This window comes from Salmonella sp. NW722 (assembly GCF_051702785.1).
Lineage (GTDB): Bacteria > Pseudomonadota > Gammaproteobacteria > Enterobacterales > Enterobacteriaceae > Salmonella > Salmonella enterica.
This window is the reverse complement of sequence record NZ_JAMMIN010000008.1, coordinates 198,154-210,333: the sequence shown is the minus strand read 5'-3', so window position 1 is coordinate 210,333 and position 12,180 is coordinate 198,154. Positions and strand designations below refer to the sequence as shown.

Sequence of the window (12,180 nt, the reverse complement as noted above, 5' to 3'; positions counted from 1 at the left end):
CAGAAGTGAAACGCCGTAGCGCCGATGGTAGTGTGGGGTCTCCCCATGCGAGAGTAGGGAACTGCCAGGCATCAAATAAAACGAAGGGCCCTGTCGGAAGACAGGGCCTTTTGTTTTATCTGTGGTCTGTCGGTGAGCACTCTCCTGAGGAGGAGAAATCCGCCGGGAGCGGATTTGAACGTTGCGCAGCAACGGCCCGTAGCGGGCAGGACGCCCGCCATAAACTGCCAGGCATCAGACAAGTGAAGAAGCCCGTCCGTCAGGACGGGCTTTTTTGCGTGTGTGGTAACTGTAAAAATGTAGGCCTGATAAGCGCAGCGCCATCAGGCAACCGGCACCGCCGGATGGCAGCTTCGCCTTATCCGGCCTGCATGCACTTATCAGGCAGCACCGCTACTCACGGATAAATTAAATTCAACAATGGATACGGTTTCCCAAGATCGTCAACCTCCGAACGTCCCGTCACCTTAAATCCCATTTTCTTATAAAATCCAACAGCTTGTGTATTTTGCTCGTTAACATTGGTTGTCAACCCCGGCGCCAGTGTTAACGCATGTTCAACCAGCATCTTACCGATACCCTGACCACGTACGTCCGGATCGACAAACAGCGCATCCATATGTTCGCCGGTAAGCAGCATAAATCCTACCGGCTCATCCTGATCGGTCACGGCAACCCATAGTGGCGCTTCTGGCAGAAAATCGCTCACCAGTTCTTCCAGTTCAGCCCGATAAGCGTTTGACAGAAAATCGTGCGTGGCATCGACTGAGCGACGCCAGATCGCAATCAGTTTTTCCCCTTCCTCATGCCTTGAACGACGAATGTTAATCATCATCTTCACTCCTTTTTTGCTTACTTCTATTCTAATGCAAATGCTGTCGTGAAACTTTCTCACCTTGAACTTGCAGACTCGACATTCGCCTGATTTCTGAGTATCTTCAGCTATCTGGATGTCTAAACGTTTAAACGTATGTCGTGAGGTTATCAGGTTATGCCGATTCGCGTGCTGGACGAGCTACCCGCCGTCAATTTTTTACGTGAGGAGAATGTCTTCGTCATGACGACTTCTCGCGCATCAGGTCAGGAAATTCGCCCGCTAAAGGTACTTATCCTTAACCTGATGCCGAAGAAGATTGAAACGGAAAATCAGTTTCTGCGCTTGCTATCGAACTCGCCATTGCAGGTCGATATTCAACTGCTGCGGATAGATGCCCGCGAGTCGAGGAACACGCCAGCCGAGCATCTGAACAACTTTTACTGTAACTTCGACGATATCTGCGATCAGAACTTTGATGGGCTTATCGTGACCGGAGCACCGCTGGGTCTGGTGGAATTTAATGACGTGGCTTACTGGCCGCAGATTAGGCAGGTGCTGGAATGGGCGAAAGATCACGTTACTTCGACGCTATTTGTCTGTTGGGCCGTCCAGGCTGCACTCAATATTCTGTATGGTATCCCTAAGCAGACCCGTACAGATAAACTTTCCGGCGTCTATGAACATCACATCCTTCATCCTCATGCTCTGTTGACGCGTGGTTTTGATGATTCGTTTCTTGCGCCACACTCACGCTATGCCGATTTCCCGGCGGCGCTGATACGGGATTATACGGATCTTGAAATTCTGGCCGAAACAGAAGAAGGGGATGCGTACCTGTTTGCCAGCAAAGATAAACGTATTGCGTTTGTCACCGGTCATCCTGAATATGACGCTCATACGTTAGCGGGGGAATATTTTCGTGACGTTGAGGCCGGGTTAAATCCGGAGGTTCCGTACAACTATTTCCCAAAAAACGATCCGCAAAACATACCGCGCGCAACCTGGCGCAGCCACGGTAATTTACTGTTTACTAACTGGCTCAACTATTATGTCTACCAGATTACGCCATATGATCTGCGTCACATGAATCCAACCCTGGATTAATCTTCTGCTTCTGACGATCCTAAAGCGTTTCAGCATGTTGAATCAGGCACCTTCGGGTGCCTTTTTTATTTCCGAAACGCACCTCATCATGTAATTAAATTTAATTTACATTGTTATCAATAGGTTAATGCATAATTAAATTAAAAATGGAAATTGTTTTTGATTTTGAAATTTAATTGAGTAGTCTTAGTTGTGTTGAACGAAAAGCGCACAGTGATCCTTCGTTCGCATTGGGGATGTATCTGGATCAACAACGAGGAGCTGCATGATGAATCCACAGGCAACCACAACTGATGAATTAACCTTTACCAGGCCGCAAGGCGAGCTGGAAAAGCAAGTCCTGACCGCTGAAGCAGTCGAGTTTTTGACGGAGTTAGTCACCCGTTTTACGCCAAAACGCAATAAACTCCTGGCTGCACGTATCCAGCAACAGCAGGATATTGATAACGGTAAGTTGCCTGATTTTATTTCGGAAACCACTTCCATTAGAGAAAGTAATTGGCAGATTCGTGGTATTCCGGCGGATTTACAGGATCGCCGAGTAGAAATTACCGGGCCGGTTGAACGTAAAATGGTGATTAATGCCCTGAACGCAAATGTGAAAGTGTTTATGGCGGATTTTGAAGACTCGCTGGCGCCGGACTGGAATAAAGTTATTGATGGTCAAATCAACCTGCGTGATGCGGTGAACGGCACCATTAGCTATACCAACGAAGCCGGAAAAATCTATCAGCTCAAGCCCGATCCGGCCGTATTGATTTGTCGTGTACGTGGTCTACATCTGCCAGAAAAACATGTTACCTGGCGGGGGGAAGCCATTCCCGGCAGCCTGTTTGATTTTGCTCTGTACTTTTTCCACAACTATAAAGCGCTGCTCGCTAAAGGTAGCGGCCCGTATTTTTACCTGCCGAAAACGCAAGCCTGGCAGGAGGCAGCCTGGTGGAGCGAAGTCTTCAGCTACGCCGAAGACCGCTTTAACCTGCCGCGCGGTACGATCAAAGCGACCCTGTTGATTGAAACGCTTCCTACTGTTTTCCAGATGGATGAGATTCTTCATGCGTTGCGTGATCATATTGTCGGTCTCAACTGTGGTCGCTGGGATTATATTTTCAGCTATATCAAAACGTTGAAAAATCACCCGGATCGCGTCCTGCCGGACAGGCAGGTGGTAACGATGGACAAACCGTTTCTGAGCGCCTACTCGCGCCTGCTGATCAAAACCTGTCACAAGCGCGGCGCGTTCGCGATGGGCGGTATGGCGGCGTTTATCCCGAGCAAAGACGTTGAACGCAACAATCAGGTCCTTGCCAAAGTGAAAGCGGATAAAGCGCTGGAAGCGAACAACGGCCACGACGGCACGTGGATTGCGCATCCCGGGTTGGCGGATACCGCAATGGCCGTCTTTAACGAGGTACTGGGCGAGCACAAAAATCAGCTGTTCATTACCCGTGATGAAGATGCGCCGATTACCGCTGAGCAGTTACTGGAGCCATGTGAAGGCGAACGCACAGAAGCGGGAATGCGCGCCAATATTCGCGTGGCAGTGCAGTACATTGAAGCGTGGATCTCCGGCAATGGCTGTGTACCGATTTACGGTCTGATGGAGGATGCCGCGACGGCGGAAATCTCACGAACCTCTATCTGGCAGTGGATTCACCATGAGAAAACACTGAACAATGGAAAACCCGTAACGAAAGCGCTTTTCCGCGAAATGTTGGCGGAAGAGATGCGGGTAATCCAGGACGAACTGGGCGAGCACCGCTACAGCAGCGGGCGCTTCGACGATGCCGCACGTCTGATGGAGCAAATCACCACCTCAGATGACTTAATCGACTTCCTCACCCTGCCGGGCTATCGCTTACTGGCTTAATTCACCACATAACAATATGGAGCATCTGCACATGAAAACCCGTACTCAACAAATCGAAGAATTACAGAAAGAGTGGACACAACCGCGCTGGGAAGGCATCACCCGCCCGTACAGCGCGGAGGAGGTGGTGAAATTACGCGGCTCGGTTAACCCGGAGTGCACGCTGGCGCAGCTCGGCGCCGCGAAAATGTGGCGGCTGTTGCACGGTGAAGCGAAAAAAGGCTATATCAACAGCCTTGGCGCGCTGACCGGCGGTCAGGCGTTGCAGCAGGCGAAAGCTGGTATTGAGGCGATTTATCTTTCAGGCTGGCAGGTGGCGGCAGATGCCAACCTGGCATCCAGCATGTATCCGGATCAATCGTTGTACCCGGCAAACTCTGTTCCGGCGGTAGTGGATCGGATCAACAACACTTTCCGTCGTGCAGATCAGATCCAGTGGGCATCCGGTATTGAACCCAACGATCCGCGCTATGTGGATTACTTCCTGCCGATCGTTGCTGATGCGGAAGCCGGTTTTGGCGGCGTTCTGAATGCCTTCGAACTGATGAAATCGATGATTGAAGCCGGTGCAGCGGCCGTTCACTTCGAAGATCAGCTGGCGTCGGTGAAGAAATGCGGCCATATGGGCGGCAAGGTGCTGGTCCCCACGCAGGAGGCGATTCAGAAACTGGTTGCTGCGCGTCTGGCCGCTGATGTGATGGGCGTCCCGACGCTGGTGATTGCGCGTACCGATGCGGATGCGGCAGATCTGATCACCTCCGACTGCGATCCCTATGACAGCAGTTTTATTACCGGCGAACGCACCAGCGAAGGTTTCTACCGCACCCATGCGGGCATTGAGCAGGCGATCAGCCGCGGTCTGGCGTATGCCCCGTATGCCGATCTGGTATGGTGCGAAACCTCTACGCCGGATCTCGAACTGGCGCGTCGTTTTGCCGATGCTATCCACGCGAAGTATCCGAGCAAACTGCTGGCCTATAACTGTTCACCATCCTTCAACTGGCAGAAGAATCTGGACGACAAGACCATTGCCAGCTTCCAGCAGCAGTTGTCGGACATGGGTTACAAATACCAGTTTATTACCCTGGCGGGTATTCACAGCATGTGGTTCAACATGTTTGACCTGGCGCATGCATACGCTCAGGGCGAGGGCATGAAACACTATGTTGAGAAGGTTCAACAACCCGAGTTCGCCGCGGCGAAAGACGGCTACACCTTTGTTTCCCACCAGCAGGAAGTGGGCACTGGTTACTTCGACAAAGTCACCACCATTATTCAGGGTGGCGCGTCATCCGTTACCGCGTTAACGGGTTCCACCGAAGAATCGCAGTTTTGATTGATGCCCGGTGGCGCTGCGCTTACCGGGCCTACAGATAGCGTAGGCCGGATAAGCGAACGCGCCATCCGGCAGGACGTGGTGCCGGATGAGGGGAAAAAATGCCGCGTGGCCTGGAATTACTGATTGCTCAAACCATCCTGCAAGGCTTTGACGCGCAGTATGGTCGATTTCTGGAAGTGACTTCCGGCGCGCAGCAGCGTTTTGAACAGGCCGACTGGCACGCCGTCCAACAGGCGATGAAAAGCCGTATCCACCTCTATGATCATCATGTGGGTCTGGTGGTGGAGCAACTGCGCTGTATTACCGATGGCAAAAGTACCGACGCGGATTTCCTTTTACGCGTTAAAGAGCATTACACCCGGCTGTTGCCGGATTACCCGCGCTTCGAGATTGCGGAGAGCTTTTTCAACTCCGTTTATTGCCGGTTATTTGACCACCGCTCGTTAACACCCGAGCGGTTGTTTATTTTCAGTTCGCAACCGGAGCGCCGCTTCCGTACTATCCCGCGCCCGCTGGCCAAAGACTTCTTTCCCGATCACGGTTGGGAGACGCTGTTGATGCGCATACTCAGTGATTTACCGCTGCGTCTGCCCTGGCAGAATAAAAGCCGGGATATCCGCTATATTATCGCGCACCTGACTGAAACACTGGGCGAGGACGCGCTACCTCGCTGCCATGTCCAGGTGGCGAATGAGTTGTTTTACCGTAATAAAGCGGCCTGGCTGGTAGGTAAATTAACCACACCTGACGGTACGCTGCCGTTTTTATTGCCGATTCATCGCACTGATGAGGGGGAACTGTTTGTCGATACCTGCCTGACCACCACGGCAGAAGCGAGCATTGTGTTTGGTTTTGCCCGCTCTTATTTTATGGTGTATGCGCCGCTGCCTGCCGCGCTGGTTGAGTGGTTGCGTGAAATCCTGCCGGGTAAAACCACTGCCGAACTGTATATGGCGATTGGCTGCCAGAAACATGCGAAAACCGAAAGCTACCGCGAATATTTATGTTATCTGGCTGAAAGCGATGAGAAATTCATTGAGGCGCCTGGCATCCGCGGCATGGTGATGCTGGTGTTTACCCTGCCAGGTTTCGACCGGGTATTTAAAATCATTAAAGACAAATTCGCCCCGCAGAAAGAGATGTCTGCCGCCCATGTGCGTGCCTGTTATCAACTGGTAAAAGAGCATGATCGCGTCGGTCGTATGGCGGATACCCAGGAGTTTGAGAATTTCGTACTGGATAAACGGCAAATCGATCCGGCGCTGATGGCGCTGTTACGGCAAGAAGTGCCAGAGAAGATTACCGATTTTGGGGAACATATCGTCATTCGCCATCTCTATATTGAACGTCGCATGGTGCCGCTCAATATCTGGCTGGAACAGGTAGAAGGTCAGCAGTTGCGCGATGCGATAGAAGAATATGGTAATGCGATTCGCCAGCTTGCCGCCGCTAATATTTTCCCCGGCGATATGTTGTTTAAAAACTTTGGCGTTACCCGTCATGGTCGCGTGGTGTTCTATGACTACGATGAAATTTGTTACATGACGGAAGTGAATTTCCGCGATATTCCGCCAGCGCGTTATCCGGAAGACGAACTGGCCAGCGAACCCTGGTATAGCGTCTCGCCAGGTGATGTTTTCCCGGAGGAGTTTCGCCACTGGCTGTGTGCCGATCCGCGTATCGGGCCATTGTTTGAAGAGATGCATGCCGACCTGTTTCGCGCCGATTACTGGCGCGCGCTACAGACGCGTATTAAAGAAGGGCATGTAGAAGATGTATATGCCTATCGACGTAGACAGCGCTTTAGCGTGCGTTACGGCGCGATCTCAAGTACGGCGAACTCTTCGTAAACAAGTTCCATCTCCGGCGACCAATTACCCTCGCGCTCAAAAAAGGCCCGGTGTGCCGCTTGCCAGTACGCCAGGCTAAGATCGCCTTCGCCTTCCAGTGCGGCGAGATCGGCGCTCATCTCGTTAAAACGGATCAGCCTGAGCGCCAGCGTGCGTATGACGCACACGGCGTCGCCTGTGCCGTTGAGCACAATGTGATATGACCCGGGCGTGACAGGGGGCTGCTCTTTCTGATAGCTAACCAGCGAGCTACAGGTGCCACGCTTTTTACCGGCGACCACTAGCGCCGCCAGCTCGTCGGCCAGCGCCGGCGAATCACCGAAAGACCAACAGAAGGCCTGTGGGTACTTCTCCTGCCAGTATAATTTCAGGCTGCTCATTTCAGCGAGTTCCACCATAGGCCAGCGTCACCTCTTTCGCCGCTTTAATCACCATGGCGCCAAGTTCGGTGACGCGATCGTCGGTAATGCGTGAGCAGGGGCCGGAAATAGAGAGGGCCGCAAACGGTTCGCGGTGTTCGTCATAAATACACGAGGCCACGCAGCGCAGACCGAGCGCATGTTCTTCGTCGTCAAAGGAATAGCCGCGCTTGCGTGTTTGGGCGAGGTCATCTTTCAGATGCAGCGGCGACACCAGCGTCGCATGGGTATAAGCGTGTAACCCCTTGCGGTGCAGCAGACTGGTAACCTGTTCCTCACTGAGCTGTGATAAAAACGCCTTGCCCGCGCCAGAGGCGTGCATGGGCAGCTTGCCGCCAATAGGGGCGGACATGCGCATCAATTGTGTGCACTGCACCTGGTCGATAATAATGGCCTGATGGTCGCTCTGGTCGAGTACGGCAAGGTTTACCGTTTCGCCGGAGTCCTCCATCAGCTTGCGCAAAATCGGATGGACAATCGCCAGCAGATTACGGCTCTGTAAGAAGCTGCTACCGACGATAAACGCGTGTGCGCCTACGGCCCAGTGGCCCAGCTCACCAACCTGGCGGACAAAACCCTGCTGCTGCATGGTGGTGAGTAGACGGTGAGTCGTGGAATTAGGCAAACCCGCCTGTTGCGCCAGTTCGGTCAGCGCGACGCTGCCGTTGGACTCGGCAATCCACTCCAGCAGCTTCAGACCGCGAGTTAAAGACTGAACCTGCCCGGTTACGGGTGCAGTGGTAGCGGCAGGTTTTCTCCCGCGTTTCGCAGGAACAGGGGCAACCATGGCAGACTCCTTTTTCTGTATCGTGGAAATCATTTTCGTTTTATTCAATTATAATGCAAGAGTTCCTGAACTGATCGGATGAGTGACATCACAGGATGCCCGATGGCGCTTCACTTATCAGGCCTACGCTTTGGGAGCCGCCAAAGTAATTTGTAGGCTGGATAAGGCGCTTGCGCCGCCATCCGGCAAAGCGACAGAAGTGGGTGGCAAGCTGAACATGTCTCATGTTGCCCGTTGTTCTCTTTTCCGCCAGCACGCTTTGTGCCAGTATGGCTCGTTACGTGGAGCGTTGTCGGGAGCGAGTGTGAGCAGCAAAGTTGAACAACTGCGTGCGCAGTTAAATGAACGTATTCTGGTGCTGGACGGCGGTATGGGCACCATGATCCAGAGCTATCGTCTACATGAAGAAGATTTCCGCGGGGAGCGCTTTGCCGACTGGCCCTGCGACCTGAAAGGCAACAATGACCTGCTGGTACTCAGCAAGCCGGAGGTGATCGCCGCTATCCACAACGCCTACTTTGAGGCTGGCGCGGATATCATCGAAACCAACACCTTTAACTCGACAACAATTGCGATGGCGGATTACCGGATGGAATCCCTGTCGGCGGAAATTAACTATGCGGCGGCCAAACTGGCGCGCGCCTGCGCCGATGAATGGACGGCGCGAACACCAGAAAAACCACGCTTTGTTGCGGGCGTGCTTGGTCCAACTAACCGCACGGCCTCCATTTCGCCGGACGTCAACGACCCGGCGTTTCGTAATATCACCTTCGATCAGCTGGTGGCGGCCTACCGTGAATCCACCAAAGCGCTGGTGGAAGGCGGGGCGGACCTGATCCTGATTGAAACCGTCTTTGACACCCTGAATGCGAAAGCGGCGGTGTTTGCGGTGAAAGAAGAGTTTGAAGCGCTGGGCGTTGATCTGCCGATCATGATTTCCGGCACCATCACCGACGCCTCTGGCCGTACGCTTTCAGGCCAGACGACCGAAGCCTTTTATAACTCGCTGCGCCACGTCGAGGCGCTCACTTTTGGCCTTAACTGCGCGCTGGGGCCAGATGAACTGCGCCAGTACGTTCAGGAACTGTCGCGGATTGCCGAATGCTACGTCACCGCGCACCCGAACGCCGGCCTGCCGAACGCTTTCGGCGAGTACGACCTCGACGCCGACACCATGGCGAAACAGATTCGCGAATGGGCGGAAGCGGGCTTCCTGAATATCGTTGGCGGCTGCTGTGGCACTACGCCGGAGCATATCGCCGCCATGAGCCGCGCCGTTGCCGGTTTGCCGCCGCGCCAGCTGCCGGATATCCCGGTCGCCTGCCGCCTTTCCGGCCTGGAGCCGCTGAACATTGGCGACGACAGCCTGTTTGTGAACGTCGGCGAACGTACTAACGTCACCGGCTCGGCCAAATTTAAGCGCCTGATCAAAGAAGAGAAATACAGCGAAGCGCTGGATGTCGCCCGTCAGCAGGTAGAAAGCGGCGCGCAGATTATTGATATCAATATGGATGAGGGGATGCTCGACGCCGAAGCGGCGATGGTGCGTTTCCTCAGCCTGATTGCCGGTGAGCCGGATATTGCCCGTGTACCAATCATGATCGACTCCTCCAAATGGGAGGTTATCGAAAAAGGGCTGAAGTGCATTCAGGGTAAAGGCATCGTCAACTCTATTTCGATGAAAGAGGGCGTGGAAGCCTTTATTCATCATGCGAAGCTTCTGCGTCGCTACGGCGCGGCAGTGGTGGTGATGGCCTTTGATGAGCAGGGGCAGGCCGATACCCGCGCGCGTAAAATCGAAATTTGCCGCCGAGCCTACAAAATTCTCACCGAAGAGGTGGGTTTCCCGCCGGAAGACATCATCTTCGACCCGAATATCTTCGCCGTGGCGACCGGTATTGAAGAGCACAACAACTACGCGCAGGACTTTATCGGCGCTTGTGAAGACATCAAACGCGAGCTGCCGCACGCGCTGATCTCCGGCGGCGTGTCTAACGTGTCCTTCTCGTTCCGCGGCAACGACCCGGTACGTGAAGCTATCCACGCGGTATTCCTCTACTACGCCATCCGCAACGGCATGGACATGGGCATCGTCAACGCTGGACAGCTGGCTATCTACGACGACCTGCCCGCCGAGCTGCGCGATGCGGTTGAAGATGTCATTCTTAACCGTCGCGATGACGGCACCGAGCGTTTGCTGGATTTGGCGGAGAAATACCGCGGCAGCAAAACCGACGAAGCTGCCAACGCCCAGCAGGCGGAATGGCGTAGCTGGTACGTGAAAAAGCGTCTCGAATACTCGCTGGTGAAAGGCATTACCGAATTTATCGAACAGGATACCGAAGAAGCCCGCCAGCAGGCCGCCCGTCCGATTGAGGTGATTGAAGGGCCGCTGATGGACGGCATGAACGTGGTCGGCGACCTGTTCGGCGAAGGGAAAATGTTCCTGCCGCAGGTGGTGAAATCCGCCCGCGTGATGAAACAAGCGGTGGCCTACCTGGAGCCGTTTATTGAAGCCAGCAAAGAAAAAGGCTCCAGCAACGGCAAGATGGTGATTGCCACCGTGAAGGGCGATGTGCACGACATTGGCAAGAACATTGTTGGCGTGGTGCTGCAATGCAACAACTACGAAATCGTCGATCTTGGCGTGATGGTGCCAGCGGAGAAAATCCTCAGAACGGCGCGTGAAGTGAATGCCGATCTGATCGGTCTTTCCGGGCTGATTACCCCGTCGCTGGACGAAATGGTCAACGTGGCGAAAGAGATGGAGCGTCAGGGCTTTACTATCCCGCTACTGATCGGCGGCGCAACCACTTCGAAAGCGCACACCGCGGTGAAAATCGAGCAGAACTACAGCGGTCCGACGGTCTACGTGCAGAATGCTTCGCGTACCGTGGGCGTGGTGGCGGCGCTACTCTCCGACACCCAGCGCGATGACTTTGTCGCCCGTACCCGCAAAGAGTACGAAACCGTGCGTATTCAGCACGCCCGCAAAAAACCGCGCACGCCGCCGGTCACGCTGGAAGCGGCGCGCGATAACGATCTGGCATTCGATTGGGAACGCTACACCCCGCCGGTAGCCCACCGTCTGGGCGTGCAGGAGGTGGAAGCCAGCATCGAAACTCTGCGCAACTACATCGACTGGACGCCGTTCTTTATGACCTGGTCGCTGGCCGGCAAATACCCGCGCATTCTGGAAGATGAGGTGGTGGGCGTTGAGGCGCAGCGTCTGTTTAAAGACGCCAATGATATGCTGGATAAACTGAGCGCCGAGAAACTGTTGAATCCGCGTGGCGTGGTGGGCCTGTTCCCGGCGAACCGCATCGGCGATGACATCGAAATCTATCGCGATGAAACCCGTACTCATGTTCTGACGGTCAGCCACCACCTGCGCCAGCAGACCGAGAAAGTCGGTTTTGCCAACTACTGTCTGGCGGATTTTGTCGCGCCGAAACTGAGCGGCAAAGCGGATTACATCGGTGCTTTCGCGGTGACCGGCGGTCTGGAGGAGGATGCGCTGGCGGACGCCTTCGAAGCGCAACACGACGACTATAACAAGATCATGGTGAAAGCGATTGCCGACCGTCTGGCGGAAGCGTTTGCCGAGTATCTGCATGAGCGTGTACGTAAGGTTTACTGGGGATATGCGCCGAACGAGAGCCTGAGTAACGACGAATTAATCCGCGAAAACTACCAGGGGATTCGCCCGGCGCCGGGTTATCCTGCCTGCCCGGAACATACCGAAAAAGGCACTATCTGGCAGCTACTGGATGTCGAAAAACACACCGGGATGAAGCTCACCGAATCTTTCGCCATGTGGCCTGGCGCGTCGGTCTCCGGCTGGTACTTCAGCCATCCTGAGAGCAAATACTTCGCGGTAGCGCAGATCCAACGCGATCAGGTGACAGATTATGCTTTCCGTAAAGGAATGAGCGTTGAGGACGTTGAGCGGTGGCTGGCGCCGAACCTGGGTTACGATGCGGACTGATTCATA

At 54.2% G+C, this 12,180-nt stretch carries 8 protein-coding genes; 5 read left to right on the top strand and 3 right to left on the bottom strand.

The window, feature by feature from the left end; all coding sequences use genetic code 11:
* Window positions 1-397: 397 nt before the first annotated feature.
* Window positions 398-835 (bottom strand): acetyltransferase, encoded by a 438-nt coding sequence (locus NA330_RS19475; protein ID WP_000973244.1) that lies wholly within the window; start codon window positions 833-835, stop codon window positions 398-400.
* Between the two features lie 156 nt (window positions 836-991).
* On the opposite strand from NA330_RS19475, the gene metA reads away from it, so the two are divergent.
* The 4 genes from metA (at window position 992) to aceK (ending at window position 6,980) form a co-directional block, all read left to right on the top strand.
* A complete protein-coding gene (metA, locus tag NA330_RS19470; RefSeq protein WP_001122767.1) occupies window positions 992-1,921 on the top strand; it encodes a homoserine O-acetyltransferase MetA in 930 nt (309 codons plus the stop codon).
* Between the two features lie 268 nt (window positions 1,922-2,189).
* Window positions 2,190-3,791 (top strand): malate synthase A, encoded by a 1,602-nt coding sequence (gene aceB / locus NA330_RS19465; protein WP_023242472.1) that lies wholly within the window; start codon window positions 2,190-2,192, stop codon window positions 3,789-3,791.
* A gap of 31 nt (window positions 3,792-3,822) precedes the next feature.
* The gene (aceA, locus tag NA330_RS19460; protein WP_023242471.1) at window positions 3,823-5,127 is read left to right on the top strand and encodes an isocitrate lyase; all 1,305 of its coding nucleotides are present in this window, start codon (window positions 3,823-3,825) and stop codon (window positions 5,125-5,127) included.
* A 101-nt stretch (window positions 5,128-5,228) separates the two neighbouring features.
* A complete protein-coding gene (gene aceK / locus NA330_RS19455) occupies window positions 5,229-6,980 on the top strand; it encodes a bifunctional isocitrate dehydrogenase kinase/phosphatase (RefSeq protein WP_023242470.1) in 1,752 nt (583 codons plus the stop codon).
* Here the strand turns inward: aceK and NA330_RS19450 are convergent.
* Together NA330_RS19450 and iclR are read right to left on the bottom strand one after the other, a co-directional pair.
* Window positions 6,944-7,351 carry an ASCH domain-containing protein gene (locus tag NA330_RS19450; protein ID WP_010989091.1) on the bottom strand — a complete coding sequence of 136 codons (408 nt, stop codon included), beginning with the start codon at window positions 7,349-7,351 and terminating at the stop codon, window positions 6,944-6,946. The genes aceK and NA330_RS19450 overlap by 37 nt on opposite strands.
* A 10-nt stretch (window positions 7,352-7,361) precedes the next feature.
* Window positions 7,362-8,186, bottom strand: coding sequence for a glyoxylate bypass operon transcriptional repressor IclR (iclR, locus tag NA330_RS19445; RefSeq protein WP_000226434.1), 825 nt, complete (start codon window positions 8,184-8,186; stop codon window positions 7,362-7,364).
* 304 nt (window positions 8,187-8,490) lie between these two features.
* On the opposite strand from iclR, the gene metH reads away from it, so the two are divergent.
* The gene (gene metH / locus NA330_RS19440) at window positions 8,491-12,174 is read left to right on the top strand and encodes a methionine synthase (protein WP_023242469.1); all 3,684 of its coding nucleotides are present in this window, start codon (window positions 8,491-8,493) and stop codon (window positions 12,172-12,174) included.
* Window positions 12,175-12,180 lie beyond the last annotated feature (6 nt).